Source organism: Paraburkholderia phenazinium, from assembly GCF_900141745.1.
GTDB classification, from domain to species: domain Bacteria; phylum Pseudomonadota; class Gammaproteobacteria; order Burkholderiales; family Burkholderiaceae; genus Paraburkholderia; species Paraburkholderia phenazinium_B.
The window spans coordinates 2,901,825-2,928,323 of the sequence record NZ_FSRM01000002.1 but is presented as its reverse complement, the minus strand read 5'-3'; the positions used below and the strand labels follow the sequence as shown (position 1 = coordinate 2,928,323).

Genomic DNA, 26,499 nt, shown 5'->3' with positions numbered 1-26,499 from the left:
TGCTGTGGACACGCACACTGCCGAATCGCGGCGACTACTCGAGGCTCTGCACGCGGCTGGCTTCTCAGGCACGCTTACGCTTGAAGCGGGCACCGCTGCGATTGCTTCGCCTATGCGGCTGGCAACGGAGTGGGCGGGCTTTACTGTCAGCACCGGGGATCAGAGCTACTACGCGAAAGTGCTCTACGACGACATGAGTCCGCTGATCGACGTCACGCGCAGCGGGCGGGCCAGCGGCTGTGCGGCCGAAGCAGGCGCAGCGCCGGGTGTGCGGCTCGTCGATGCGCAGCGTGGCGTCCTGTTGTTCGACGCGCTTCCTCGCCCCGGGTGGAAATGGGCGCGCGTCGATGATCTGACCGCCCCGGATCGCCTGCAAGCGCTGTGGGCGCTCAAGCGCAAGGTCCATCGAGGACCCGTGCCTGATTTTTTACGCTCGCCGCGCGAGGACATTCAGCGGCTGCGGTCGTTGTGCGAGCGTGACGGGGTCTCGCTGCCTGCAGATGCCGCGTGGCTCGATGAGTGTGTCGATCTCGCCTGCGCGGCCTTGCAATCCGGGGAAACGCGACACGTGCCGATTCACGGCGATGGCATTGCCAGCAATGTCATGATCGGACCGCAGGGGCAACTGAGCCTGATCGACTTCGACCGCGGCGGGTGCTTCGACCCGTGGTACGACGTGGCGACGACGCTCAACGACCTGTTCCAGTTCGAAGATGAGTGGCGCGCGGGCATCGCGGCTTGGGCGGGCCGCTGCGAGGAGGCCGATTATGCGCGCTGCCGCCTGTACGCACTGGTCGACGACTGGCTCTGCACGCTATCGGCAAGCTGGTCTGGCGCCACCTCGGAGCGTCAGGTGGAGTTCACCAAGCTCGGACAATGGACACTGCTGCGTTGCCGGCAAAGCGTGCAGGACGCACGTTTCGAAGCCTGGCTGCGGCAACTTCATGGAGTCGCATCATGAAGCGGTTAGGACAGGCTACGACCGCCGTGGAACACCAGATCGAGGCGGCGCTCAAGGCTATTCCTGCCTGGCGCAGCCTGACGGTCGGCTATGCGCCGGTGGGCGGCGGCATTTCCAATGCCAATTGGCGGGTCGAGGTGGAAGGGGCGTCGACGGCCTATTTCGTCAAGGTGCCGGGGCAGGGCACCGAGATGTTCGTCGATCGGCGCACCGCTCACGATGCCAGTCTCAAGGCCGCCAATACGGGTTACGGTGCGCCGGTGTTCGCCTTTCTGGAGGGACTGGGCGTTGAGGTATTCGAGTTCATGGAAGGATGGAAAGCCTCGTCGAACCGCGATTTTCTCCAGCACGACGTACGCCATAACGCGCTGCGTGCGCTCAAGGCGTTCAACGACCAGCCGCCATTGATTCAAACCAAGACAGTGTTCGACATGATCGATGAACACCAGCGGCAGGTTGCCGCCTTGAGCGCGCCCACGCCGCCCGACCATGTCTGGCTGTGCCGGCAGTTCGAGCGCGCACGCACGGCGCTGCAAAGCTCAGGAATCGATCTGAAGCCCTGCATGAACGACACGCTCGCCGGCAATTTCATGTTGAACGATCAGCGAGCGGTTCGGCTCGTCGACTTCGAGTATGCGTCGAACAACGATCCCCATTACGAGCTGGCACTGTGGTTCGGCGAGATGTTCTTCACACCGGACATGGAGTCGGCCCTGATCGAGGAGTACTTCGGACGCGTGACGCCGCAGACTTTGGCGCGGGTCGCGGTCAACAAGGCGTTGGCGGATCTCAAGTGGTCCACGTGGGCCATGGTTCAGCGCGCAGTGTCGCAAATCGACTTCGACTTCTACAAATATGGTGTCTGGAAACACATGCGGGCCCGCGCGATCATGCATGACTCCCGCTGGGAACTCTGGTTGCGACAGGCGTAACCAGCCAGAGCGACCCGTCCGCTCGCAACGCGCCGAAGAAAGCGAAGCACCCGGATGAAGCCTGGAAATCGATAGTACCTGCGAAGTTGCACCAGTTTTGGCAGTTCAGTTGTTCACTCAAGTCAGCCTGGATTTACGGATGCACCAATCTCATGAATTGTTAGGTATACGAATCACTAAGGCGGTGCGGGCGCACCAGTAAGAGCCGCAACGCTCCGCCCTCCGTATGCCAGCAGTCACCTTGTCAATCTGTCACTTGTGCGGAGGTGGAATCGATGAAAGACGCTATCAAAGTAGACCCCCGGTCGACGCGAAGGATCGTGTTCGGCGCGTATTTCCTGCTCTTGCTGGCGATGGCGTTATTCCCGCCGTTCTACCTGAGCGTCAGCGGCAGCGCAGCGCTCGTCGCAGGGATTCCGTTGCCGATCTTTTACTGGGTGAGCAACGCTGTTCTCGCCGGACTGGGTGTGTGGGCGCTCTACATTGTTGAGAGCGTCAACGGTGAACTTCCCGAGGAGGGAAATCCAAATGGTTAAGTTTAGCGGTGGTAGTGATCTCTACATTACCTTCGGGATGATCGGGGTCTTTCTCGTCCTGATGATCGCAGTGCTTTATGCCACCAATCGCAAAAGCACCAGTTTCTCGGACTATGCGGTCGGCGGCCGGTCCTATGGCCCCTGGTTCATCGCGATGAGCTATACGAACTCATGGTGGCCGGGTTCGACGTTTACCGCGTTCTTCGCGCTTTCAGTGGGTGGCGTGCTGGGTTTCTATGGCATGGTGTACGCCACCCTGGGCGTGACCGCGATGTACCTGATGGCCAATCGCGCCTGGACCTGGGGCAAGCGCTTTAATCTGACCACGCAGCCCGATCTGCTTGGGATGCGCTATAACAGCCCAGCAGTGAAGCGCATTGCTTCGCTGATCGGCATCATCTCGGTGTTCCCATGGGTCGTCATGGGCATCCAGGCGCTGGCAACGCTGTTCCAGTTCGCGAGTTTCGGACAGTGGACGGTGACGAGCTGCCTGATTGCCGGCGTGGTCATCGTTCTGATTCGCCAGTACTGGACCGTGAGCATGGGCATGCGCGGGCTCATCATGACCGACATGTTTCAGGGCATGATTGCCTATGTGCTGTGTGCGGCGCTCTGTCTGGTCCTGCTGTCCGGTGCGCAAACTTCGTACTCCCACCTGTCGCAGTTGCCGCCCAAAATGTTGATCATTCCAGGCGGCACGCACTCGACTTATGGCCCGTGGTACATGTTTAGCCTGATTTTCACGGGTGTGATCGGTTCGATGTGCTGGCCGATGAGTTTCCAGCGCATCTATACGGCAAGCGGTGTGCGCGCAGTCAAGAAGGGCACGTTGCTGACAATGCTGCTGGTGGGCGGGTTCTATTGCATCCTGATGCTCTTCGCGGCTGCCGCGAGCGGCGACCCCAAGGTGGCAGCGGATCCGCAGCACGGCTGGTTCCTGGCGCTCTTCGACGTGGGCGGTCCGTGGATGCTGGCGATTTCGATCGTGATCGTGCTGGCGGCGAGTATCGGCCACGTGGACGGCTGCGTGCAGGTATGCGGCACCCAGTTCGCGAACGACCTGGCAACGTGGACGAGGCCGCGCAGCGACCGTCAACTGACGGTGCTGGCAAAGGCCGGCATGATCGTGTTCATCGTCGCGGCGGCGGTGCTCGCCTATCTGACGTTCGACTACAGCCGCCTGCAACTGCTGGCGCAGATTTCCTATCAGGGCATCATTCAGCTCGCCGTACCATTGTTCTTTGGCATATTCTCCCGGCGCGGCAACAAGCAAGGGGCGATTGCCGGCATGCTGGTAGGCATCGCGATTGCGATCGTGCTGACCGCGATCTATCCGGACGATGTGCCCTGGCTCGGTTCGCTGACAAGCGGCATTGTCGGCCTGATCGCGAACTTCGCGGTTTTCGTCGGCTTCGCACTGGCGCTGAAACCGTCTGCCGCCGATGCGGCGCGAATCCAGGCGTTGTTCGACTCGGTGGAAACGGGCAAGGTCTCGATTCCTGCTGCAACATCCCTGACGACCTGAATCCATTCACTCAAAGGCAATTCGATGGCTTTGGCGATTTTCGATCTTGACGAGACGCTGATCAACGGTGACTGCGCGAGCCTGTGGAGCGAGCGGATGTGCTCGCTCGGCTGGGTGGACCGGGCTTCGTTCATGCGTGAAAACGATGCGCTGATGAGCGCCTATAGCGAGGGCAAACTGGCCATGGAAGATTACATGGCTTTTAGTCTCGCGCCGCTCAAAGGGCGTACGGTCAGCGCAGTGGCGTTGCTCGTCGAGGCATTCGTCGACGAAGTCATCGAGCCGCGCATCTATGGCGATGCGCGGCGTACCGTCGACGGGCACCGCATGCAGGGCGACAGGCTGCTGGTGATCTCCGCCTCCGGTGATCACCTTGTGCGCCCGATCGCGGCGCGGTTGGGGATCGCCGAGGTGCTTGCGATCGAACTGGCGACGGACAACGGAACGTACACGGGCGGTACGCGCGGCACGCTGACCTATCGCGAGGGCAAGGTCATTCGACTTGACGAGTGGTTGAGCGCCGGCCACGAAAACCTCGATGGTGCGAGTTTCTACTCCGACTCGCGCAACGACTTGCCGCTGCTGCAGAAGGTGACGAGGCCACACGCGGTGAATCCCGACGCCGCGTTGCGGACTTACGCAGGGCAAGCGGCGTGGCCGATTCTGGCGTGGCGGTGAGAGGTACGCCGTCGCATCCCGATCAAACGTGGCGGGTCTCATCTGCCACGCCTGTTAAAACAACTCCTTCTGCCCTGTCATCAAGGTAGCAAAATCGTCGTTCATAAACGGCAGAATTGCGTCGGCTACCGGTTGTAGCTGGCGCGTCAGATAGTGGTCGTAGTCGATCGCGGAACGCTGGGTCTCCAGCGGTTCGGGACCCGCCACCGTCATCACATACGTGATCCAGCCGCCGTTCTGATACTGCAGCGGTCGTCCTTGCCGCTGGTTGAACTCGTCGGCCATCCGCGCAGCGCGCGCATGCGGCGGCACATTTCGTCGGTACTCCTCGAGATTGCGGCGCAGTCGCCGGCGATACACGAGCAACTCGTCGAACTCTCCGCTCACGGTGCGTTCGACGTAGTCACGCACAAAGTCCTGATACGGCTGCCGCTTGAAGATGCGCAGATAGAGCTGCCGCTGGAATTGCTGGGCGAGCGGAGTCCAGTCGGTGCGCACGGTCTCGAGTCCCCTGAAGACCATTTCCTCGCTGCCGTCCGGTTTGGCGACGAGTCCCGCATAGCGCTTTTTACTACCTTGTTCGGCGCCGCGGATGGTCGGCATCAGAAAGCGCTGGTAGTGCGTCTCGAACTGCAATTCAAGCGAGCTCTCAAGGCCGAACGTCTGCTGCAGGTGCTCGCGCCAGAATTCGTTCACGTATTTGACGAGCGAGCGGCCGATTTGCGCCGCCTGTTCCTCGGAGCGTGCCCGCTTTAGCCACACAAAGGTGGAATCGGTGTCGCCGTAGATGACCTGGTAGCCTCTCGCCTCGATCAGCTCGCGGGTGCGATGCATGATCTCGTGGCCGCGCATCGTAATGGACGACACGAGCCGTGGATCGAAAAAGCGGCAGCCGCTCGATCCGAGCACGCCGGCAAACGCATTCATGATGATCTTCAGCGCCTGCGACAGCGGTTTGTTCTTTTGCCGTTTTGCGGCTTCGCGCCCTAGCGAGATCTGACTCACGATAGCGGGCAGACTGTGCTTGCTGCGTGAGAAACGCGCACCGCGAAAGCCTACGATGGACGCGCTTTCATCGGGGTTGTTCATTCCCTCTACGAGCCCCACGGGATCGATCAGAAACGTGCGGATGATCGAGGGATAGAGGCTTTTATAGTCGAGCACCAGCACGGAGTCGTAAAGACCGGGCTGCGAATCCATCACGAAGCCACCGGGGCTGGCTTCCTCGGTAATCTCGCCGAGGTTGGGCGCCACATAGCCCTGACGGTGCATCAGCGGCATGTACAGGTGTGTGAAGGCGGCCACCGATCCGCCGCTGCGGTCCGCGGCCAGCCCGGTCACCGTGGCCCGTTCCAGCAGGAACGTCAGCAGCTCGGTTTTGGCGAAGATCCGCGTGACGAGTTCGCAGTCCTTCAGGTTGTAGCGTGCGAGCGCTGGCTTGTCTTCGGCGAAGCGGCGATCGATTTCCGCCATGCGTTGATACGGATTGTCGATAGCCTTGCCTTCGCCCAGCAGCTCCTGCGCCACATATTCGAGGCTGAAGCTTGGAAAGCTCCAGGTCGCGGAGCGCAACGCTTCGATGCCGTCGATGATCAAACGCCCGGCCGCCGCGGCAAAGAAATGGTTCTGTTTGCCGCCGTGTTCACGCCACTCCATCACGTCGCCGCCACGCCCGAGGCGCAGCGGTACGGCATAACGCTGCGAATGCTCCTGCAGGACCCGCAGATCGAACTGCACCAGATTCCAGCCGATGATCGCATCGGGATCGTGCCGTTCGGTCCATTCGTTGAGTTTCTCCAGCAAGCGCGCGCGGCTTTCGCAATACTCGAGATCGAAGTCGAGCCCGCTGGCATCGCCATTGGCTGGGCCCAGCATATACACCTGACGTTGCCCGCAGCCTTCCAGCGCAATGGAATACAACTCGCCGTGCGCGGTGGTTTCGATATCGAGCGAGACCAGCTTCAACGCCGGACGATAAGCGGTGTCCGGCTTCATCTCGCCGTTGAGCCAGCGGCCTTCGCCATCCGGCTCGCCGCCGAACCAGACTGGCGCCGTGATAAAGCGCTCCATCAGATAGCGTTCGTGCGGACGGATGTCCGCCTCGTAGACGTCGACGCCATACTCCTTCAACTGCTTTTCGAGCTTGAGCAACTGGCGATATTGACGGCAGTACAGCCCAAGAACCGGACGCTGATGAAAATCTTTCAGGGCTAGGGGGCGGAGTTCGAACTGGCGTTCGTTGCGCAATACCCGTTCGGCGAGCTCGCGCTGCTCGGCCGGAATGAACGCCACCGACGTCTGGGGCGGCAGGCGCAAGTGGTGCGGACCGCTCGCGGTCGCCAGCCAGAAGTCGACTTCTGTGCCAGCCGGCGTGTCGCGCCAATGTCGGGTCAGAAGGAAACCCTGCTGTTGTTGAACCACACTGCAACCTTTTATGAACCCGTTATAAAACTGTTTATTCGACTATTTTACTTGGCAATTTGACCGGGGCTGCGTCTTCGGGACGGTGCGAAACCTCGTCGGACGCCTCACGCCGGCTTGGCTGGCGGCCCGTTAGCGTAAGACGGGGTAAGGCTGTGCAGAGCGGAACTTCGGCGAAAACCCACTAAACAACGCCGAAAATCCACGTGTGACGCGCTTTCACGACGTGATGCAAGGTGGCCTGGCAGCCCACCCCGGCCGCCTCCAAGGCGTCCAGATGCCCCTAAACAGGGCTTCCAGAAGCTGGGAACTGAGCCGGCCGCCGGCCTGTCGTAACCTGCTGAAGGCGCGTGCGGCCGGGCAATCAAGGGTCCGGGGGTTTGCGCAGAAGCGCCTGGATGAGGTAGGGTGGCGGGTCTGGCGCTGTTTGAAGGCGCTGGTTCTATCAATACAGAAAGGGATGTTCAATGAACAAGCAGGAACTGATTGACGCAGTTGCGGCTGCGACGGGCGAAAGCAAAACGGCCACCGGCAAGTCGATCGATGCGATCATCGAAGCGGTGACGAGCGCAGTGTCCAAGGGCGAAACCGTTCAGCTGATCGGCTTCGGAGCCTTCTCGACCGGTTCGCGCGCAGCGCGCGTCGGCCGTAATCCGTCAACCGGCGCGGAAATCCAGATCGCCGCAGCCAAGACGGTCAAGTTCGTCGCCGGCAAGGCATTCAAGGACGCGGTTAACGCCTCCTGATCGCTCCGTCGATCCCGCGCAGCTAGCCACCCCCACAGGGGAGGCGCTGCGCGGCGCTTGCGGGCTCACGGCACGCTGGTCAGCTGGCGCGGCGAGCCCGTTTCTGGGTCCGCTTCTTACGGCTTGTTGTCCACGCATGCGTGCAATGGGCTACGAAACCGCGTCCGATCCGAGGGAATCCATCATGTACATCGCGATGAACCGTTTCAAAGTCGCTCTCGGTTCAGAGAGCGCGTTCGAAACGCTTTGGACGAGCCGGGACACGCATCTGAAAGACGTGCCGGGCTTCATCGAATTTCATCTGCTGCGAGGGCCGCGGAAAGAGGACCATGTGCTGTATTCCAGCCACACGGTCTGGGCCGATCATGCGGCATTCGAAGGCTGGACCAGTTCGGATGCATTCCGCGCGGCGCACCGCAACGCAGGAGGGGAAACCCGTTCGTTGTATCTCGGGCACCCTGAATTCGAAGGCTTCGAAGTCATCCAGACGGTGAAGTAACACGCCGAAGGTGGTGAGGCCGTTGCCCACCACCGTATCAATCCCCCGTCAGCACCACCAGATTCTTGCCGTCGCGCTTCGCCTTGTACAAGGCCAGATCCGCTGCCTCGATCAATGAAGTCATCGGCGACTCTGCGCTTGGAACAACGGATGCCCCGCCGATACTGATCGTCACATATTGCCCCGTCGACGAATTCGCGTGTGGCACCTGTAACGCCTCCACCTGGCTGCGAATCTTTTCCGCGAGGGTGCGTATGCCTCCGAGCGGCGTCCCCGGCAGCACCACCGCAAACTCTTCGCCGCCGAAGCGCGCGGCCAGGTCGCCAGGACGGCCGAGGCAGGCTTCCACAGTTGCGGCAATCTGCTTGAGCACTTCGTCGCCTGCCACGTGGCCATACGTGTCGTTGTAGAGCTTGAAGTTGTCGACGTCGATCATCAGGAACGACATTTCGCTCTGGTCACGTGCGCCGCGGCGCCATTCGGCGCTGAGATACTCGTCGAGGTAACGGCGGTTCGACAAGCCGGTCAGGCCGTCGGAATGCGTGAGCCGCCGCAACTCGAGGTTGGCTTCGAGCAGTTGCTGCTGCGATTCGCGCAGCGCGCGATATGCCTCGTCGCGCTGCAGCAGATTGATATGCGAGCGCGAGTGATAACGGATGCGCGCGACCAGTTCGATCCGGTCCGGCAGCTTGACGAGATAGTCGTTCGCCCCTGCCGCGAAGGCTGCGCTTTTGATGACCGGCTCTTCCTTGGTCGACAGCACGATGATCGGCACATCACGGATAGCGGGCGTCGCGCGATAGGCTTTGACGAGCGTCAGGCCGTCAATGCCGGGCATCACGAGATCCTGCAGGATCACCGTCGGCCGCGTGTTGACGGCGGCCTTCATGGCCTCATCGGCGCGCGCGCAGTAATGGAAGTCGATACCGTCCTCGCCCGCGAGCGCCTGCCGGATCGCCTCGGCGACGATCGCCTGATCGTCGACCAGCAGCACCATCACCGGCTGTTCCGCCGCAGGCGGTGTTTGCAGCGTCCTGCGTGCCGCTTCGAGCGTCGCATCGGCGCCGTCGGTTGCGGAGGCTGCTGCGGCTTGCTGGTCAGGCGAGCCAGACTGATTATTTGCCATGTTGATACCCGTGTTCGTACCCGTGTCGCAAGCTCGCGTCACGGGTGTGTTGCCATTCATGCCAATACGCTTCGCAAATCCCCATCATCATTTAATGCTTGCCATCAGTTCTCCTGCAATGCTGCCTAGCGGCAAGATCCGCTTCGCCGCATCGAGCGCGGCCGCGGCTTTCGGCATGCCGTAGACCGCGCTGGTCGCTTCGTCCTGCGCGATCGTGAGGTAGCCCTTCGCGCGCATCGCCTTCAGGCCGATTGCGCCGTCGCGGCCCATGCCCGTCAGTAGCACGCCGATCGCGTTGCCATACCAGTGCTCGACCACGCTGTGAAAAAACACATCGACGGAAGGGCGATAGGGCGTGCTGGCCGGCTCACTGATGTAATCGAGCGAGCCGCTGCGCGCGATATGCAGGTGGTCGTTGGTCGCGGCCAGCAAGACCTCGCCGGGCCTGGGACGATCGCCGCTCACGGCTACACGCACCGGCAGTTCTGTCTGGCTGTCGAGCCATTGGGCCATGCCTTCGGCAAATGCCTTGTCGACGTGTTGCACGATCACAATGGAGCCGCCGAAATTGGCCGGCAGCTTGCCGAGTACCGCGGCGAGCGCGCCCGGGCCGCCGGCGGAAGCGCCAATCGCGATCAACGGGGCCGCGCCGCGCGAGGCGGCTGCGGCGGCCCGTGGCGTGGGCGTCACCACCGGCTTCTCGAGCAGGCGGCCAATCTGGTCGATCTTCGCGAGCAACGGCTGCGACGCATCGGCGAGGTGGTGATCGGCGAGCGTCGGTGTGTCGACTGCATCGAGTGCGCCGGCACCCATCGCTTCGTAGACGCGCCATGCGTTCGCCCCAACGCTGCTCGTCACGACGAGGATCGGGCAGGGCGCCTGGGCCATGATGCGGCGGGTCGCCTCGACGCCGTCGAACTTCGGCATGATCAGGTCCATCAGGACCACATCGGGCGGCTGGGCGACGCAGAAGTCGACGGCCTGGGCGCCGTCGGTGGCGACCCAGAGCACGCGATGCTCCGGCCGCAACGCGATCGCGCGGCGCATGGCTTCGACCGCAAGCGGCAGGTCGTTGACGATGCCGATGTTCATGTGTGCGCTTCTCCGATCAGGTCGTGCACCGCGTCGAGCAATGCTTCATCGTGAAAGCTGCCCTTTGCCAGATAGTAGTCTGCGCCGGCATCGAGCCCCCGGCGGCGATCTTCGTCGCGATCCTTGTACGACACAATCATCACGGGCACCGTTTTTAGCAGCGTGTCGCGCTTGATCAGCGTGACGAGTTCGATGCCGTCCATGCGCGGCATGTCGATGTCGGTCACGACCAGATCGAAATGGGTGCTGCGCAGCGCGTTCCAGCCGTCCATGCCATCCACTGCCACCGTCACCGTATACCCGCGCTTTTCCAGCAGTTTGCGCTCCAGTTCGCGCACTGTCAGCGAGTCTTCGACCACCAGCACATGTTTGCGGGTGCGTGCGGCGACGCCCTGGGCGCGCTGCACCTTGTCGAGCTGCCCGCCGCGCACGAGTTTGTCGACCGAGCGCAGCAGGTCGTCGACGTCGACGATCAGCACCGCTTCGCCGTTTTCCATCAGCGCACCGGCCGCGATGTCCTTGACCTTGCCGAGGCGGCTGTCGAGCGGCTGAACCACCAGCATGCGCTCGCCGAGGAAACGGTCCACCGCCACGCCATAGGTGCCGCGATCGTCGCCGATCACCACCACCGGCACATTGGCGCGCACTTCGGCGGGGGCCTCGGTGTCAAGCAACTGGTGCGCGGTGACGAGCCCGACGGGCCGGCCGTCGAAGGCGAAATGCTGTTGTCCTTCGAGCATATTGATGTCGCCACGGGCCAGCTCCAGCGTACGGCGCACGTGTGCGAGCGGGAACGCATAGGCTTCGCCGCCGACCTCCGCGAGCAGGCTGCGGATTACCGAGAGCGTGAGCGGCAACTGCAGAACGAAGCGCGTGCCGCGGCCGGGTTCGGTCGCGATGCGCACCGTGCCGCGCACGGCCTTGACCATTTCGTGCACGGCATCGAGACCGACGCCGCGTCCGGAAACATCGGTCACCTCGGTGCGCATCGAAAAACCCGGCAGCAGCAGGAAGTCGAGCAACTCGTGATCCGACAGGCGTGCGGCCGTTTCCGGGTCGGCCAACTGCCGCTTGACGACGGCCGCGCGCACCGCGTCGAGGTCGACACCCGCGCCGTCGTCGCTCACGCTGATGAGCAGCTTGCCCGCGCTATGGCGGGCTTCCAGGGTCAACGTTGCTTCAGCCGGCTTGCCATCTGCGAGGCGTTGTTCGGGCGTTTCGACGCCGTGGTCGAGTGCGTTGCGCAGCAGATGGCCGAGCGGCGCGTCGAGCATGTCGAGGATGTCGCGATCGATCTGCGTCGATTCGCCCACGATCGAAAAGCGTACCCGTTTGCCGAGCGAACGGGCGAGATCGCGCACGATGCGCGGATAGGCGTGGGTCGCGTCGCCGAATGGCCGCATGCGGCATTGCAGCGCCTCGTCGTATAGCTGCTGCGCGAGGTGCGAGCTGCGGCGATCGAACCGGTCGAGTTCGTCGATGCGCGTCGCCAGCAGATGCTGCATTGTGCCGAGGGTTTGCCGCACGGCGTCGAGCGCTGCCAGCGCTTGCGGATCGAGACGTTCTGCTAACGATTCGAAACAGGTGTCGAGCGCGCGCGCTGCATCGCGGTGGGTGCGTTTGACGCGCAGCAGCGACTCCGCGAACGGCTTCAGCCAGCGCGATTCCACGAGGGATTCGCCGGACAGGCTCAGCAACCGGTCGAGATTATCGCTGCGCACCCGCAGCATGCGCTCGGGGTCGCGTGGGCCGTGGACGTTTAGCGGGGTGTCGCGTGGGACGTCGGGGCTGGACGGACGCAACGGTGCGGGCTCGGGTGTCGGTGCGAAGGAAGGCTCTGCCGCAGGCGCTTCGGCGGCAAGATTTTGCACGGCCGGCGCTGCGTCGTCGGAAAGGCTGACTGGCAGTTTGGCAACCTCGACGCCGAGGATAGCGAGTGCAGCGCGCATCGTCGCGTCTTCGTCCGGTTCCTCGGGAGCGGCATAGGTGTCGCCCCACGGCGAGCCCGCCGCGATGTCTGCGTGCGTACGGTGCGCCTCGTTCGTTGCCGTAGCCTCAGTCGCATCGTACGCGGTGAGCCGGGTCACGAATGCGTCCACTTCCGCTCGCGTCAACGCGGCCGCCGGATCGTCGTTGCCGGCGCGCAGCAACAGGTCGGCTCCGCGGAGCAGTTCGTCGATATGCGCGCCCGACAAAACCAGCGTGCCGCGCTGCGCGGCCACGAAGCATTCCTCCATCACATGCGCAATATCCACTCCATCCTGCAGGCCGACGATGCGCGCCGCGCCCTTCAGCGAGTGTGCCGCGCGCATGCAGGCCTCGAGTTGCGAGGCATCGTCCGGTGTGTGTTCGAGCGCAAGCAGGCCGCCGGACAGCACGCGCGTTTGCGTCTGCGCTTCTTCGCGGAACAGGTCGAGCAATGACCGGCGGCCCAGATCGTCGTCGTGACTCATCGCAGACTCCGGGCGAGCGACTCGAATACGCGGTCGGTGTCGAGCAGGCCGATCATGCGCTCGTTCCAGGCGAGCACGCCACGCGAGTGCGAGGCGCTGGCGTGGGCGAGCGTCGTCGGTACGGGCAGCAGCGAACTGGCCGCGAAGCGCACCACGCCCTCGACTTCATCCACCGGAAAAGCCACCGGTTCCCCGCGATGCGCGGCGACCAGCATGCGCGCATAACTGTTACGCGACGTGTATTTGCCGCTTGACGCGCGATCGAGATGCAGCAGTTCACCGAGCGAAGCGGCCACGGTCAGCGCGCCGCGAATATTGACGAGCCCGAGGACGACGCGATTGCGCCGATGCGGCAGGGAATGGATCGGGCGGATGTCGTCGACCTGGCGAAGCGCGGCCGTCGGTAGGCCGAGCCACTCGTCGGCAATGCGAAATACCAGCGCGGATTGCGTGGCCGCCACCGCGGCGCCGGTATCGGTCGCATGCGATGCCTGCGACGTGCCGTCATGAGGCCGTGCGCGCGGTCCGGAAGTTGCCGCCGCAGGCGCCAGATCCGCTTCGTCGAGCGGCCGGTCGAGCAACCGTGCCGCGGCCTGCTCGAACACCGGGCAGTTCAGACAGCGCGAATGCTCGGCCAGTTTCGGGCATGTGCCATCGCCGCGCGTGCCGATACGATTCCAGCAATCGTCGATCAACGCGACCACGCCCGTGGTCTCAATGGCGCCGTGAGCCATGCTTGCCTCGCGGTAGGTTCAAAGGGTCAGCCGTTGCTTTCGTGGCGCTTGTCGCGGTGGTCATCGGGTGCGCTTTGGCCGCGGCGCGCTGGGCACGTCGCATCAGTTGCTGCGCGCCGGCGCTGTCTCCCGACATATCGAGCAGCGCGGCGAGGTGCGTGAGCGCTTCGTAGTGGGCGGGCTCGAGATAGAGCGTCTTACGGTAATAGTCGCTCGCGTCGGCGGTGCGCCCCCGTGCGTCGGCGATCAGGCCGAGAAGATAGAACGCCTCTGCGTCCGTACCGTGCACGTTGACGAAGGCCTGTGCTACTTGCTCCGCCTTGTCGAATTCACCGGCGTCGGCCAGGCGGCCTGCTTCGGCGAGCGACTTGTCCGGAACCGCGGAAGCGGCAGGTTTCGCATGCGCGCGGGCAGGTCCGTGTCCGTGCACATGTCGGGTTACGTTTGCCGGAGATTGGGTACTCACATTTGCAAGCATCGCCGTGGTCGCTGTGCGCGGCGCCGGAACGGCCGGCTGCGGACGCGCCGCAAGGGAGGGCGCCGCAGCACCGTGTTTAGCGCCGAAAGCCCACGGTGCAGCTTGAGGCGCCGCCGCTGCCATACCGGGTAAGGTGAACGCCGGCGCACGCGGTTCTTCGACCGGTGTGCGCTGAAACGCGAACGCCAGCGGAATGCGCGCCGAACTCAGCGTATGACGCATCATCAAGCCGGTTTCCGCGGGGCCGACGAAGATCGTCCCACCGTCGGCCAGTCGCGCGTCGAGCAGATGGATCGCGCGATCCTGCGCATCGCGGTGAAAATAGATCAGCACGTTGCGGCAGAAAATGAAATCGTAGCGCGTGCCGGTGTTGTGCGACGGATCGAACAGGTTCGCCTGGGTAAAACGCACCGCTTGCTGGATTCGTTCGTTCAGCACCCATCCCCCGTCGACCGGGCTGAAATGGCGGTCGCGAAACTCGAACTCGCCGCCGCGAAACGAATTGCGTCCATAGACGGCTTTTTGCGCGAGCGAAATGGCGCGCGCACTGATGTCGAACGCGTCGATGGTAAAACGCTCCGGGCCGATCCCGGCATCGAACAGGGCCATTGCCACCGAATACGGCTCTTCGCCGCTCGAGCAAGGCACGCTAAGCACGCGTGCCACACGGGCCGGATCGCGTGCCAGCTTTTCATTGACGAGCCGTGCCAGCGCGACAAACGCTTCACGGTCGCGAAAGAACCATGTCTCGGGGACCACCAGCGCTTCGATTAGCGCGAGGCGTTCTTCGGGCGAATCGTTTAGCAGTCGCCAATAGCCGTCTACGGCGTCTTCGCTGGCGCCGGCGACGGGGGCGGCGGACTGCGTGAGACGCACCCGGTCCTGTACCGCGCGCTCGAGGGCATTGATGCCGAGCGAGGACGCGTCGATCCCGGTCTCCTGGGAGAGCCAGGTTTCGAAGCAGGGGTCGTTGGAATTCATGGGGTGGTTCAGGTTATTGTGCGCGTCATGCGGCTCGCTCGTCACATAGGTCAGGATCCGGCGGCCGGTTGCACTGCTTCGGCTTGCGGAAACAGCAACGCCTTCACTTCGTTGGTAAGCATTTGCTGTACCTCGACCCATTGCACGAGACCCACGCCGTCGTTTGCGACCGGGCCGAGCCAGCGTGCATGCGGCGTGGCGATACCGCTTTCGGCAAACTGCTCGCGTGCGATGCGTCGCGTCTGCGTGGCGCGCTCGACGATCAGGCCAAGCAGATTCACCGGTTCGCCGCTGTCCTCACGCGTGGACGCTTCGACGCCGTCCCCAGCGTTGTAGTGAACCAGCACCAGCCGGGTAGAGCGCAGTTGCTGCGCGGGGCGGCCGAGTGCGAGTTGCGACACGTCGATTACCGGCACCGCCGCGCCCTGCCGCTCGAACATGCCGGCTACCCATGCGGGGGCGCCAGGGATCGACTTGGTGGGCGCGAGCGCCAGCACTTCGACGATCCCAGCCGCATCGAGCGCGTAGCGGTCGCCGTCCAGATCGAACAGGAGGAAGAGCATCGCGAAGGCCTGTGATTAGCGGGTAGCCGGCGTCACGCGTCGATCTTGAAGCGCGACACGCCGGTGCGCAGCTGATTGGCGACCAGCGTCAGGTCGTCGATCGCCTGCGACGACTGGCGCAGCGATTCCGCCGTCTGCTGCGCCGCCTCGGAAAGTTGCGACAACGCCTGGTTAATCTGCTCGGCGCTGGTGGCCTGGGTCTGCATTCCCTCGTTGACCATCTGGAAGCGCGGCGCGAGCGTCTGCACCTCGTTGATGATCTGCGAGAGCTGGCCGCCCACCTGCTGCACGTCGCGCATGCCGCGGCGCACTTCCTCGGAGAACTTGTCCATGCCCATCACGCCGGCCGAAACGGCCGACTGGATTTCCTTGACCGTTTGTTCGATGTCGTAGGTCGCCACCGCGGTCTGGTCTGCGAGACGGCGGATTTCAGTCGCCACCACCGCGAACCCGCGGCCGTATTCACCGGCTTTTTCAGCTTCGATCGCTGCGTTCAGCGACAGCAGGTTGGTCTGGTCAGCCACCTTGGTGATGGTCGCGACCACCTGGTTGATATTGACCGCTTTCTCATTGAGGATGGCCAGCTTGGCATTCACCGAACCGGCGGCTTCCATCACGCTGCGCATGGTGTCTTCCATGCGCGTGAGGCCGCTTTGGCTCGCACCCGCGAGCGTCGCCGACTGCTCGGCCACACCGGCCACTTCGTTCATCGTGCGCAACAGGTCGCGCGAGGTCGCGAAAATTTCGCGGGACGTGGCGCCGATCTCGGTGGTGGTGGCGGCCGTTTCGCTGGCAGTGGCCTGCTGTTCCTTCGACGTGGCGGCGATTTCCGTCACGGAAGTAGTGACCTGCAGCGACGATTTCTGTGCCTGCGAAACCAGACTCGTCAATTCCTCGGCCATACGGTTGAAGCCGTTTTCCAGCGTGCCGAATTCATCGCTGCGGCGCAGGTTCAGCCGTTGCGCCAGATTGCCGGTGCGCATCACGTCGAGGACGTCCACCAGCCGGGCCATCGGCACCGTGACCGCCTTGAAGAGCCAGTAACCGGTGACGAGCGCCACCAGCAGCACGACGCCGAGGGCGGTGGCTAGCGTAACTTCGGTGCCGCTCACCGAGGTGCGGATCAACTGGGCAGAGTCATCGGCCTGGCCGTGGTTTTCCGCAACCAGCGTGTTTGCCGCGACGATCAGGTGGTCCCACACGGGTGTCATCTGGACGAATTGCGCCTGGGCCGCAGGTTTCGAGGTGCGAGCTGCACTCGCCGCCTGGTTGAAGAGCGCCAGATACTGGTCGTAAGCGGTCTTGAATGTATTGAAACGTTCGCGGTCGTCGTCGCGGAACACCGTGCTCTGGTACTCGGCGGAAACCTTGTCGAAGGCACGCAGCGCGTCGGGCAGGCTGTCGAGATCGCGCGTCATGCCTTGCGCGTCCGGATCGACGAAGATCGCGCGTTCCAGCGTCGCATAGCTCTGGTTGGCCGTTGCCCGCAGAGCGGTGGCGAGGTAGAGGCCGGGCACCGAGTCGCGGCGCAGGCTGACGGCCTCTTCGTCGATCGAACGCAACCGGGTGTATGAAATGACGGCCATCACCAGCATCAGCAGAAAAAGCAAGCCGAAGCAGAGCACGATGCGTGTGCCCAGGGTAAACCGGCCGCTGCTGAGCATGCCCGGCAGGTTCGTGTTGCTCGCACGTGGCGTGACAGTGGCCATTTTCTATGTCTCTCTCTCTGACGATTGGTCCGTGGGCGCGAGCCCACACATGCATTTTTTGCCCGATTCGGCCCAGGATATGACGCTACACCTGCGGCCGCGAAGTCGATCGGGCGATTAGTGAGGGTAAATTGTGCCAGATTCGGCTATGGGGAGCCGCATTTTGCGGAGTTCAGGCCGGACGCCGGGCGGCGTCGTGCGGTTTTGGTCAGATCGATGCCGCGCGCGATGGTGCGGTGATCATGACATGAAGGAGGGGCAACAAACAGTCTCTACAGGTCTCTACAGCAGCAGAAGCAACGGAAAACGGCGGGGCCACACGGCCACGCCCAAACTCGCGCGTGACCGTGTGGTTGTAGGGTGTGCCTAGTGGCTTGCCTCATTCCATGCCGGCAGCGTCGCACCGTGGTATACGCTGAGAATTTCAGCGGCCACGTTCGGCTGCTGATAACTCTGGACGAGCGCGTGGACCCACGGCGCGTTCGCGTCCTTCGCATTGACGGCGAGGAAGTTGCGATACGGATTGCCGGTCACCTGTTCCTGGGCGATCCGTTCCTGCGGAATCTTGATGCCCGCCTTGACGGCCCAGTCCGTGTTGATCACGGCGGCGTCGAGATCGCCGATGGCGCGCCCCACGATACCTGCATCGAGTTCCTTGATGTGGATGTGCTTCGGATTGTCCGCGATATCGCGGGCGGTCGGCAGCAGGCCGACATCGGCACGCAGCGTGATCAGATGCTGGGCCTGCAGCAACAGCAGCGAGCGTCCTTCGTTACTCGGATCGTTCGGCACGCCGATGGTCGCGCCATCCGGAAGATCGGCAACCGATTTGACCTTGCGCGAATACAGACCAATAGGCTGCACATAGGTGAAGCCCACCGGCACGATCTGATAGCCGCGCGCCTTGATCTGCGCGTCGAGATAAGGCTTGTGCTGGAACGAGTTGGCGTCGAGGTCGTGCTCCGAGAGCGCCTCATTGGGTTGCGTGTAATCGGAGAACGTCGTGACCTTGATCACCAACCCCTGCCTGGCGGCGTTTGCGGCAACGACGCGCCACACGTCCTCGTCTTCGCCGGACATGATGCCCACGCGCAGCGTTTGCGGCGCCGCGAATGAAAGTTGCGAAGTGGCGACGCCCAGGCCGAACACGACAGTGGCCAGCGCGGTTTTAAGCAGGTTTCTTTTATTCATGAGACACGGTGGTGATGGAGTTGATGATGGCCGAATCCTATGCAAGAGGTCAGCTTGCTGGCAAATACTTTTCCGTTCGTTGCTAACTCTGCCGAGGCATATATAAAAAGCGCGAAGCGGTTCTATCCACGATTGGATATTTGCTTAACGCGAAAGATCGTTTCGACGCATTGCCGTTGACGCGTAAGATTCCGTGCTCCATTGGAAACGGGGCGCTCCGTCTGGTGTACCCCAACACGCTACTCACGACGTTGGCTACAAGTGAAGCCGACGCGATCCGTCAATCATGGACGCACGACAATGAACCATTCGACACTCCGGGGTCGCCGGACCTTCCTTGCTGCACTCGGCGCAACGCTTGCGGGCACGGCACTGCCTGCGTGGGCCACGTTCAAAGCCGATCAGTTCCGCATCGGCTATCAGAAGGCCGCAAGCACGCTGGTGCTGTTAAAAGCGCACGGCGCGCTTGAAAAGCGGCTGACGCCGCTCGGCATCAAGGTCACGTGGAATGAATTTACTGCCGGGCCGCAGTTGCTGGAGGGTCTGAATGTCGGGGCGATCGATTTCGGCTATGTCGGTGAGGCGCCGCCGGTCTTTGCGCAGGCGGCCGGCGCGGACTTCGTCTACACGGCGTATGAGGTCGCGACACCTCATGCTGAAGGCGTCGTCGTTGCGAAGAACTCCCCCATCAAGACCGTTGCCGATCTGAAGGGCAAGAAGGTGGCGTTCAACCGGGGTTCGGACGTTCACTGGTTTATCGTCGCGCTGCTGCGCAAGAACGGTCTCGACTTCGGCGACATCCAGCCGATCTATCTGGCACCTGCCGACGCGCGCGCCGCTCTCGAGCAGGGCTCGGTCGACGCCTGGGCGGTCTGGGATCCGTTTCTCGCCGCTGCCGAAGCGCAGAGCAACGCACGCCTGCTTGCCGATGCGCAGGGCGTGGCGAGCCATCATCAGTTCTTTCTGAGCCAGCGTGAATTTGCGCAGAAGCGTCAGAACGTGATCGCGATCGTCATGGAAGAACTCGGCAAGGAAGGGCAGTGGGTGAGGCAGAACACCGCCGCGGCGGCTGCCGAGCTTGCTCCCATTCAGGGGCTCGACGCGTCGATCATCCAGACCGGCCTGCAGCACTACGCTCACGTCTACAAACCGGTCGATGCCGAAGTGCTCGCGGAACAGCAGCGCATCGCCGATACGTTCTATGAACTGAAGCTGATTCCCAAGAAGATTGTGACGAAGGACGCCACGCTTGCGTGAGCGCGTGAGCATGTCAGCGCGTGGGCCTCGGCCTGGCGTCGGGGCTCGCCTGGAAAATCGGAAATCGTCATAAGCAAGTTCCAATTCGATAGTAGGCGCGGCACGTCCCGGCTGGTCCAATAGACGATTCGACCTGTCCGCCACAAGCGTCACGCAGGCGGTGCGCTTCGCCGTGAAGAGGGTTGAAGCGCGAAGGGCGGACGGGTGTCAACCTGTCGGTACGAAACATCATGTCCACTCTCGAAGCTTCCTCTGCCGCGGCGCCGTTGCTGCGGCGTCCCGACCCGGCCCGCGTGCAGCGCATTGCCGACGATGCAGGAGCACTCGCCGCCGCGCACGCGCTCGCAGCGCAGTTCGCCACAGGCGCTGCCGAGCGCGACCGCAAACGTCTGCTGCCATGGGCCGAACTCGATCTATGGTCGGAAAGCGGCCTCGGCGGCATCACCGTGCCGCGCGAATACGGCGGCGCTGACGTCTCGTACGCAACGCTCGCCGAAGTCTTTGTGATCCTGTGCGCGGCCGACCCGGCCCTGGGGCAGATTCCGCAAAATCATTTCGGTGTGCTCGGCGTGTTGCGCGAGATCGGCACACCGGATCAGAAAGCCCGCCTTTACGGCGAGGTCCTCGCGGGTCAGCGCCTGGGCAACGCTGGCCCTGAAAGGCGCTCGGCTAGCGTTAAAACCATTCTGCAAGGTACGACGCGGCTTACCCGCACGCCCGGCGGCCTGCGCCTCGACGGCCAGCGCTTCTATTCGACGGGGGCGCTATTCGCACACCGAGTTCCCGCACGCGCGACCGACGATGATGGTCGCGCCGTGCAGGTCTGGGTGCCGCGCGATGCACCAGGTCTTACTGTCGTCGACGACTGGAGTTCGTTCGGTCAACGCACGACGGCAAGTGGGACGGTGACATTCGAGCAGGTACCGGTCGATCCACAGGACGTGTTGCCGATCTGGCAACTTGCCGAACGTCCCGGCCTGTTCGGGCCGACGTCACAGCTGATTCAGGCAGCGATCGATCAGGGCATCGCACAGGCCGCAGTCGAAGATACGCTGAGCTTCGTGCGCGAACGCGCGCGTCCGTGGGTCGACTCCGGCCTCGAGCACGCAACCGACGACCCCTACATCATCGCGGATGTCGGCCGTCTGCAGATCGACCTGCACGCGGCCCATGAGGTACTGCAGGAGGCGGGGCGCACGCTCGATGCGATTGCCGCGGCTCATACGATCGATGCCGAAGCTAGCGCACGTGCATCGGTGGCAGTGGCCGAAGCCAAGATACTGACCACCCGCATTGCGCTCGAAGCGAGCGAGAAGCTGTTCGAACTGGCCGGTTCCGCTTCCACGCGTGCCGCGCACAACCTCGACCGCCATTGGCGCAACGCCCGCACGCATACGCTGCACGATCCAGTGCGCTGGAAGCTGCATCTGCTTGGCAACTATCACCTGAATCACGTGCTGCCTGCGCGTCATTCGTGGAACTGAACATGAGCATCGACCTTTCCGTAGAACCGCGCGACGGTGTTGCGCCAGACCCATTGCCTCGTGAGTTGCATGCGCATGCGCCGGGCACACCTGATCTGATCGCTAGCGATGACGAGGCGCTAAAGGCCGCGCATCGCCTTGCGGCACAGTTCGCACCGGAGGCCGCACTGCGCGACCGTGAGCGACGGCTGCCGTGGGCCGAGCTCGACGCCTTCGTCGCGAGCGGCCTGTGGGGTATCACGGTGCCGCGCGAATACGGCGGCGCTGGCGTGCGCAACGGTACGCTTGCCGAAGTCACGGCGATCATCGCCGCGGCGGATGGCTCGCTTGGCCAGATTCCGCAAAACCATTTCTACGCGCTGGAAGTGCTGCGCGTGGGCGGCAGTGTCGAGCAGCAGCGCTTTTTTTATGAGCGCGTGCTGGCCGGCGAGCGTTTCGGTAATGCGCTCGCCGAGATCGGCCATAAGGACTTCAAGCGACGCACCCGGCTGACGCGCGCAGCCGAAGGCTGGCACGTCGATGGCCGCAAGTTCTATTGCACCGGCGCCCTTTACGCACACTGGATCCCCACACTGGTCGTGGCAGACGACGAGGGCCGCGACGTCACCTACCTGGCGTTTGTGCCGCGCGACACGCCTGGCGTCACCGTGACCGACGACTGGGACGGTTTCGGTCAGCGCGTCACCGGTAGCGGCTCGGTGCAGTTCGAACATGTGCGAGTCGAGCCCGAATGGGTCGTGCCGTTTCAGGTTTCGTTCGAACACGCTACGACGATCGGCCCCGTCGCTCAGATCATGCATGCCGCGATCGATCTGGGCCAGGCACGCGGCGCTTTCGAGGCTGCCTTGCAGTTCGTGCGCGAACGTTCGCGACCATGGATCGACGCGAAGGTCGAGCGCGCGGCCGACGATCCGCTGACCATCGCGCAGTTCGGCGATCTCGCGGCGCGTTTGCGTGCAGCCGAGGCGTTGCTGCGACGCGCGGGCCGTTTCGTCGACGCTGCCCAGGCCAAAGCGACGGATCGCTCGGTGGCTGAAGCGTCGGTCGCGGTAGCGGAAGCGCGGGCGCTGACCACCACCGTGTCGCTCGACGCAGGCTCGCGCCTGTTCGAACTGGCCGGCACCGCTGCGACGCTCGATGGGCTGGGCCTCGACCGCTTCTGGCGCAATGCGCGCACTCATACGCTGCATGATCCGGTGCGCTGGAAGTATCATGCGGTGGGTAACTTCTATCTCAACGACAAGCTGCCGCCGCGGCACGGAGCCTTGTGATGGCGAAGAAACAGATTCTGCTCAACGCGTTCAACATGAACTGCGTCGGCCATATCAATCATGGTTTGTGGACGCATCCACGAGACCGTTCCACGGATTACCGGCTGCTGCCTTACTGGACCGATCTCGCTCGCACGCTAGAGCGCGGCCTGTTCGACGGCCTGTTTCTCGCCGACATCGTGGGCGTCTACGACGTCTATCAGCACAACGTGGATGTGACGTTGCGCGAGTCGATCCAGTTGCCGGTCAACGATCCCACGCTGCTGGTTTCGGCGATGGCCGCCGTGACCGAACACCTCGGCTTCGGCGTGACGGTCAATCTCACCTATGAGCAGCCGTATCTGCTCGCACGGCGCTTCTCGACGCTCGATCATCTGACGCAAGGCCGTATTGGCTGGAACATCGTGACCGGTTACCTCGACAGCGCAGCGCGTGCGATGGGTCTCACCGAACAACTGCCGCACGACGAACGTTACGAGCGCGCGGACGAGTACCTCGAGATTCTCTATAAGCTATGGGAAGGCAGCTGGGAACAAGGGGCCGTGTTGCGCGACAAGGCCGGCCGCGTCTATGCGGATCCGGCCAAGGTGCACCAGGTGAAGCACGCTGGCCGTTATTACAACGTCGAGGGTTATCACCTCGCCGAGCCGTCGCCGCAGCGCACGCCGGTGCTGTTCCAGGCGGGCAGCTCCGGGCGCGGCCAGCGCTTTGCGGCGCGGCACGCCGAGTGCGTGTTCATCTCGCCGCCAAACCGGACGGTGGGACGTGAGACGGTACGAACGTTGCGCGAGCAACTGGTTGAGGCCGGGCGGAAACCGGACGACGTCAAGGTATTCGTCGGCGCGGCGGTCGTGACGGGCGCCACCGAAAGCGAAGCGCGCGAAAAACACGCGGACTATCTACGGTATGCGAGCCGTGAAGCAGGCCTCGCGCATTTCGCAGCCAGCACGGGTATCGACTACGCGCAATACGATCTTGACGAGCCGGTGGATTATGCCCCGACCAACGCCATCGAATCGGCGACACGCACGGCCAAACAGCACGGCTGGACGCGCCGCAAACTGCTGGACATGTTCGAGATGGGCGGCCGCTATCCGGCCATCGTCGGCACCGCCTCGCAGGTTGCGGATGAATTGCAGGCGTGGGTTGAAGAGACTGGCGTGGACGGTTTCAATCTGAGCCGCACGGTCGTGCCGGAGAGTTACGAGGACTTCATCGATCTGGTGGTGCCGGAACTGCAAAACCGCGGGCTGTACAAGACCTCGTATGAGGACGGTGCGCTACGGCACAAGCTGTTCGGTGAGGGCGACCAGTTGCCGGAGCGGCACGCAGCGGCGAGTTTCCGGCGCCGGGCAACCGAGGCCGTTTAATACCGTTGCCGTTCAAGCTACAGCGGCAGGAGGCAGGAGCCGGCACGGACCTTCCGCGCCGGCCTCATTGAAGAAAAACCGCTTCTTAAACCTTTCCGACAACCTCAGGGAACAAAACGTCCCTCGCCAGCGAATTCGGCCACAGGTTTGCGCGGGCTCGGTACTTCGCGCGCCTGAAGCTGCTCCGGCAAAAGACTTTTATCGCCCAGCCGTCCTACTGCAACCGCGGCTTCAATCGAATATCCGTCCGGAACTGCCAGTCCCTGACGGATCTTGTCACGCTCGATTCCCGCCATGCCGTGGGTATGCCACCCGGCAAGACTCGCCTGCAGCGCGAAATAGGCCCATGCCGAGCCTGTATCGAACGAGTGGGTGACGGCGGGTACTTCGGCGGTCGCGCCGGGCGGCGTGAAGTTATCCTTCGACAGAACGATCACGATGGCCGCCGCACGTTGGGCCCAGCTCCGGTTGAAGTCGTTCAGGTACTCGAGAAAGCGCGTCCAGTGCTCGGTGCCACGCCGTGCATACGCAAATCGCCACGGTTGCGAGTTATAGGAGGAGGGTGCCCAGCGCGCTGCTTCGAAGAAGGTCAGCAGGGTGGACTCGGGAATGGTTTCCTCCGTGAAGGCGCGAGGCGACCAGCGGTCGAGGAACTGAATGTCGATCGGATGTTCGGCCGAACGGGCCGCGTTCGATGTGCTCATGTCTTGATCCAGAAAGAAACGAGGGCTGGCCGGTGACCGCGCGCGCTGCTGCCGCGCGGACGATTCCAGCCAGAGCTGGGGGCTGCAAACTCCACGCCTTGAAGGCTCGACGAGGCGCATAGAGCATTTATACCCGATTCTGCGCGAGACGATGCAAACCAGAGTGGCGCAGATTTGCTTATGTAAATTCGTCGTTTTGCCGATGCAGGCCGCATGGCTACCATGGGGCGCTTAGCTACTCGTGCGAAATCCGATCTCATGTCCACCGTTGCCGTTCCTTCGACACCTGTCGACGCCTCCGTGCAGGCGGGAAGCGTTTCCCGCACCGCCATCATCCGTTCCGCGCAGGACGTCTCGCGCATCGTCAACGCGGGCGCTGCGAAAGGCAGCAATGCGCGCATCGTGATTGCGATCGCGCTCGGCGGGGTCTTTCTGGATGCCTACGATCTGACCTCGCTCGCTTACGGCATCAAGGACATCGCGCGCCAGTTTTCACTTTCGCCGGTACAGGTAGGCTTCGTTTCATCGGCGATCACGTTTGGCGCCATTCTCGGCGCGCTGTTCGGCGGGTATCTGACCGACCGTATTGGACGTTACCGCGTCTTCATGGCCGACATGCTGTTCTTCGTGGTCGCGGCGATCGCCGCCGGTCTTGCGCCGAATGCGTGGGTGCTCGGCGGGGCGCGCTTTCTGATGGGCTTCGGTGTCGGCCTCGATCTGCCGGTGGCGATGGCGTTTCTCGCGGAGTTTTCGCGTGTGGCGGGCAAAGGCAACAAGGCCGCCAGCGTGGCCGCGTGGTGCCCTGCGTGGTATGCGGCCACCAGTACCTGCTATCTGCTGATTCTCGGCCTGTATGCGATTCTCCCCGAGCATCAGTTGGGCTGGCTGTGGCGCCTGACGCTCGCCTTCGGCGCAGTGCCCGCCATCGTCATCATTCTGGTGCGCAGCCGCTACATCAGCGAGTCGCCCGTCTGGGCGGCGAACCAGGGTGATCTCGAGGAGGCCGCGCGCATTCTCAAGCGCTCGTATGGCGTCGACGCCGTGGTGGAACGCAGCCAGGTGCCGGTCAAGGCGCCGCGCGCGGCGTCGTGGCGCAATTACGGTGTGCTGTTCAATTCGACCTACCGTAGCCGCACGATTCTCGCCGCGACGATCGGCGCCGCTTCTTCGTTCGGCTATAACGCGATCATCTTCGGCTTGCCGGTGATCATCGCCAGCTTCTTTCATCAAGGCCCGCTGACGACGATCGTCGCCGCGTTGACACTGAATCTGGCATTTGCATTTGTCGGCGGATTGATTGGGGTGCGTACCGCGCCGACCGTGGGCGCATGGAAGATGACGGTGCTAGGGCATTCGCTGCAGTTCGCGTCGTTGATCGGCCTTGCGCTGATCGGCAAGCCCAGCAGCGGTGCGCTCGTCGTGCTGGCAATCCTGTTGCTCGGTGGCTATCTGTTTGGGCAAGGCTTCGGCCCGGGTTCGCATTCGATGACGTATGCGTCGCTGAGCTATCCGACTTCGTTACGCGGCATCGGGGTGGGCTTCAATCAGACGCTGGTGCGCTCCGCATCGACGATTTCGCTGTTTCTGTTCCCGGTTCTCGCTGCAGCGCTCGGCACGAAGGTGTTCTGGGTGATTGCAGTCGCGCCGCTGACTTCGTTGCTCGTGCTGCTGGCGATCCGCTGGGAGCCGTCGGGCTATGACGTCGACGCTGAGGATTACGTGGAGGCAGGGACAGTGGAGCGCGAGGCGGCCGTCGCGGCTTGACCGATGCGTCGAGTTGAGAACCGG

The 26,499-nt window shown here is 63.2% G+C and carries 22 protein-coding genes; 12 read left to right on the top strand and 10 right to left on the bottom strand.

Annotated elements, in window-relative coordinates; all coding sequences use genetic code 11:
• The first annotated feature begins 4 nt into the window (after positions 1-4).
• The 5 genes from BUS06_RS32915 to BUS06_RS32895 all read left to right on the top strand — a co-directional run bounded on the left by BUS06_RS32915 (position 5) and on the right by BUS06_RS32895 (position 4,632).
• Positions 5-961 carry a phosphotransferase family protein gene (locus tag BUS06_RS32915; protein ID WP_074268466.1) on the top strand — a complete coding sequence of 319 codons (957 nt, stop codon included), beginning with the start codon at positions 5-7 and terminating at the stop codon, positions 959-961.
• Positions 958-1,893, top strand: coding sequence for a choline kinase family protein (locus BUS06_RS32910; RefSeq protein ID WP_074268465.1), 936 nt, complete (start codon positions 958-960; stop codon positions 1,891-1,893). The genes BUS06_RS32915 and BUS06_RS32910 overlap by 4 nt, the downstream gene beginning before the upstream one ends.
• Positions 1,894-2,168: 275 nt before the next feature.
• On the top strand, positions 2,169-2,429 hold the full coding sequence (locus tag BUS06_RS32905) for a hypothetical protein (protein WP_074268464.1): 261 nt from the start codon (positions 2,169-2,171) through the stop codon (positions 2,427-2,429).
• On the top strand, positions 2,422-3,954 hold the full coding sequence (locus tag BUS06_RS32900; protein ID WP_074268463.1) for a sodium:solute symporter family protein: 1,533 nt from the start codon (positions 2,422-2,424) through the stop codon (positions 3,952-3,954). Before BUS06_RS32905 ends, BUS06_RS32900 begins: the two co-directional genes overlap by 8 nt.
• A 24-nt stretch (positions 3,955-3,978) precedes the next feature.
• Positions 3,979-4,632, top strand: coding sequence for an HAD family hydrolase (locus BUS06_RS32895; protein ID WP_074268462.1), 654 nt, complete (start codon positions 3,979-3,981; stop codon positions 4,630-4,632).
• A 54-nt stretch (positions 4,633-4,686) separates the two neighbouring features.
• Here BUS06_RS32895 and BUS06_RS32890 read toward each other — a convergent pair whose 3' ends face one another.
• Entirely contained in the window at positions 4,687-7,053 is a 2,367-nt protein-coding gene (locus BUS06_RS32890) for a DNA polymerase II (RefSeq protein WP_074268461.1), read from the bottom strand.
• A 467-nt stretch (positions 7,054-7,520) separates the two neighbouring features.
• Between BUS06_RS32890 and BUS06_RS32885 the strand changes: the two genes are divergently transcribed.
• Positions 7,521-7,799: an HU family DNA-binding protein gene (locus tag BUS06_RS32885; protein ID WP_074268460.1), complete on the top strand. Its 279-nt coding sequence runs from the start codon at positions 7,521-7,523 to the stop codon at positions 7,797-7,799.
• A 184-nt stretch (positions 7,800-7,983) separates the two neighbouring features.
• On the top strand, positions 7,984-8,298 hold the full coding sequence (locus BUS06_RS32880) for a heme-degrading protein HmuQ (protein WP_074269445.1): 315 nt from the start codon (positions 7,984-7,986) through the stop codon (positions 8,296-8,298).
• A 37-nt stretch (positions 8,299-8,335) separates the two neighbouring features.
• Here the strand turns inward: BUS06_RS32880 and BUS06_RS32875 are convergent, their stop codons facing one another.
• The 8 genes from BUS06_RS32875 to BUS06_RS32840 form a co-directional block, all read right to left on the bottom strand.
• Positions 8,336-9,424 (bottom strand): diguanylate cyclase domain-containing protein, encoded by a 1,089-nt coding sequence (locus tag BUS06_RS32875; protein ID WP_074269444.1) that lies wholly within the window; start codon positions 9,422-9,424, stop codon positions 8,336-8,338.
• Positions 9,425-9,511: 87 nt separating this feature from the next.
• Positions 9,512-10,516 carry a chemotaxis response regulator protein-glutamate methylesterase gene (locus BUS06_RS32870; RefSeq protein ID WP_074268459.1) on the bottom strand — a complete coding sequence of 335 codons (1,005 nt, stop codon included), beginning with the start codon at positions 10,514-10,516 and terminating at the stop codon, positions 9,512-9,514.
• Positions 10,513-12,969 (bottom strand): hybrid sensor histidine kinase/response regulator, encoded by a 2,457-nt coding sequence (locus tag BUS06_RS32865; RefSeq protein ID WP_074268458.1) that lies wholly within the window; start codon positions 12,967-12,969, stop codon positions 10,513-10,515. Before BUS06_RS32865 ends, BUS06_RS32870 begins: the two co-directional genes overlap by 4 nt.
• Positions 12,966-13,703, bottom strand: coding sequence for a chemotaxis protein CheW (locus BUS06_RS32860; protein ID WP_074268457.1), 738 nt, complete (start codon positions 13,701-13,703; stop codon positions 12,966-12,968). The genes BUS06_RS32865 and BUS06_RS32860 overlap by 4 nt, the downstream gene beginning before the upstream one ends.
• Positions 13,684-15,162: a CheR family methyltransferase gene (locus BUS06_RS32855; protein ID WP_074268456.1), complete on the bottom strand. Its 1,479-nt coding sequence runs from the start codon at positions 15,160-15,162 to the stop codon at positions 13,684-13,686. The genes BUS06_RS32860 and BUS06_RS32855 overlap by 20 nt, the downstream gene beginning before the upstream one ends.
• 50 nt (positions 15,163-15,212) lie before the next feature.
• Entirely contained in the window at positions 15,213-15,725 is a 513-nt protein-coding gene (locus tag BUS06_RS32850) for a chemotaxis protein CheW (protein ID WP_074268455.1), read from the bottom strand.
• A gap of 32 nt (positions 15,726-15,757) precedes the next feature.
• Positions 15,758-17,434 (bottom strand): methyl-accepting chemotaxis protein, encoded by a 1,677-nt coding sequence (locus BUS06_RS32845; protein WP_074268454.1) that lies wholly within the window; start codon positions 17,432-17,434, stop codon positions 15,758-15,760.
• A 366-nt stretch (positions 17,435-17,800) separates the two neighbouring features.
• The gene (locus BUS06_RS32840) at positions 17,801-18,625 is read right to left on the bottom strand and encodes a MetQ/NlpA family lipoprotein (protein WP_074268453.1); all 825 of its coding nucleotides are present in this window, start codon (positions 18,623-18,625) and stop codon (positions 17,801-17,803) included.
• A gap of 300 nt (positions 18,626-18,925) precedes the next feature.
• On the opposite strand from BUS06_RS32840, the gene BUS06_RS32835 reads away from it, so the two are divergent.
• The 4 genes from BUS06_RS32835 (at position 18,926) to BUS06_RS32820 (ending at position 24,007) form a co-directional block, all read left to right on the top strand.
• A complete protein-coding gene (locus BUS06_RS32835; protein ID WP_074268452.1) occupies positions 18,926-19,882 on the top strand; it encodes a sulfonate ABC transporter substrate-binding protein in 957 nt (318 codons plus the stop codon).
• A 230-nt stretch (positions 19,883-20,112) separates the two neighbouring features.
• A complete protein-coding gene (locus tag BUS06_RS32830) occupies positions 20,113-21,366 on the top strand; it encodes an SfnB family sulfur acquisition oxidoreductase (RefSeq protein WP_074268451.1) in 1,254 nt (417 codons plus the stop codon).
• A 2-nt stretch (positions 21,367-21,368) separates the two neighbouring features.
• A complete protein-coding gene (locus BUS06_RS32825) occupies positions 21,369-22,637 on the top strand; it encodes an SfnB family sulfur acquisition oxidoreductase (RefSeq protein ID WP_074268450.1) in 1,269 nt (422 codons plus the stop codon).
• A complete protein-coding gene (locus BUS06_RS32820) occupies positions 22,637-24,007 on the top strand; it encodes an LLM class flavin-dependent oxidoreductase (protein ID WP_074268449.1) in 1,371 nt (456 codons plus the stop codon). Before BUS06_RS32825 ends, BUS06_RS32820 begins: the two co-directional genes overlap by 1 nt.
• Positions 24,008-24,111: 104 nt before the next feature.
• Here the strand turns inward: BUS06_RS32820 and BUS06_RS32815 are convergent, their stop codons facing one another.
• Complete coding sequence (locus BUS06_RS32815; protein WP_074268448.1) at positions 24,112-24,711, bottom strand: nitroreductase family protein; 600 nt, start codon at positions 24,709-24,711, stop codon at positions 24,112-24,114.
• Between the two features lie 258 nt (positions 24,712-24,969).
• On the opposite strand from BUS06_RS32815, the gene BUS06_RS32810 reads away from it, so the two are divergent.
• Positions 24,970-26,475 (top strand): MFS transporter, encoded by a 1,506-nt coding sequence (locus BUS06_RS32810; protein WP_074268447.1) that lies wholly within the window; start codon positions 24,970-24,972, stop codon positions 26,473-26,475.
• Positions 26,476-26,499 lie beyond the last annotated feature (24 nt).

Coding starts and splice junctions, on each gene's coding strand:
- BUS06_RS32830 (WP_074268451.1), top strand. CDS start 20,113: ATGTCCACTCTCGAAGCTTCCTCTGCCGCGGCGCCGTTGCTGCGGCGT.
- BUS06_RS32895 (WP_074268462.1), top strand. CDS start 3,979: ATGGCTTTGGCGATTTTCGATCTTGACGAGACGCTGATCAACGGTGAC.
- BUS06_RS32875 (WP_074269444.1), bottom strand. CDS start 9,424: ATGGCAAATAATCAGTCTGGCTCGCCTGACCAGCAAGCCGCAGCAGCC.
- BUS06_RS32825 (WP_074268450.1), top strand. CDS start 21,369: ATGAGCATCGACCTTTCCGTAGAACCGCGCGACGGTGTTGCGCCAGAC.
- BUS06_RS32885 (WP_074268460.1), top strand. CDS start 7,521: ATGAACAAGCAGGAACTGATTGACGCAGTTGCGGCTGCGACGGGCGAA.
- BUS06_RS32810 (WP_074268447.1), top strand. CDS start 24,970: ATGTCCACCGTTGCCGTTCCTTCGACACCTGTCGACGCCTCCGTGCAG.
- BUS06_RS32820 (WP_074268449.1), top strand. CDS start 22,637: ATGGCGAAGAAACAGATTCTGCTCAACGCGTTCAACATGAACTGCGTC.
- BUS06_RS32865 (WP_074268458.1), bottom strand. CDS start 12,969: ATGAGTCACGACGACGATCTGGGCCGCCGGTCATTGCTCGACCTGTTC.
- BUS06_RS32840 (WP_074268453.1), bottom strand. CDS start 18,625: ATGAATAAAAGAAACCTGCTTAAAACCGCGCTGGCCACTGTCGTGTTC.
- BUS06_RS32905 (WP_074268464.1), top strand. CDS start 2,169: ATGAAAGACGCTATCAAAGTAGACCCCCGGTCGACGCGAAGGATCGTG.
- BUS06_RS32860 (WP_074268457.1), bottom strand. CDS start 13,703: ATGGCTCACGGCGCCATTGAGACCACGGGCGTGGTCGCGTTGATCGAC.
- BUS06_RS32880 (WP_074269445.1), top strand. CDS start 7,984: ATGTACATCGCGATGAACCGTTTCAAAGTCGCTCTCGGTTCAGAGAGC.
- BUS06_RS32815 (WP_074268448.1), bottom strand. CDS start 24,711: ATGAGCACATCGAACGCGGCCCGTTCGGCCGAACATCCGATCGACATT.
- BUS06_RS32900 (WP_074268463.1), top strand. CDS start 2,422: ATGGTTAAGTTTAGCGGTGGTAGTGATCTCTACATTACCTTCGGGATG.
- BUS06_RS32835 (WP_074268452.1), top strand. CDS start 18,926: ATGAACCATTCGACACTCCGGGGTCGCCGGACCTTCCTTGCTGCACTC.
- BUS06_RS32845 (WP_074268454.1), bottom strand. CDS start 17,434: ATGGCCACTGTCACGCCACGTGCGAGCAACACGAACCTGCCGGGCATG.
- BUS06_RS32850 (WP_074268455.1), bottom strand. CDS start 15,725: ATGCTCTTCCTCCTGTTCGATCTGGACGGCGACCGCTACGCGCTCGAT.
- BUS06_RS32910 (WP_074268465.1), top strand. CDS start 958: ATGAAGCGGTTAGGACAGGCTACGACCGCCGTGGAACACCAGATCGAG.
- BUS06_RS32855 (WP_074268456.1), bottom strand. CDS start 15,162: ATGAATTCCAACGACCCCTGCTTCGAAACCTGGCTCTCCCAGGAGACC.
- BUS06_RS32870 (WP_074268459.1), bottom strand. CDS start 10,516: ATGAACATCGGCATCGTCAACGACCTGCCGCTTGCGGTCGAAGCCATG.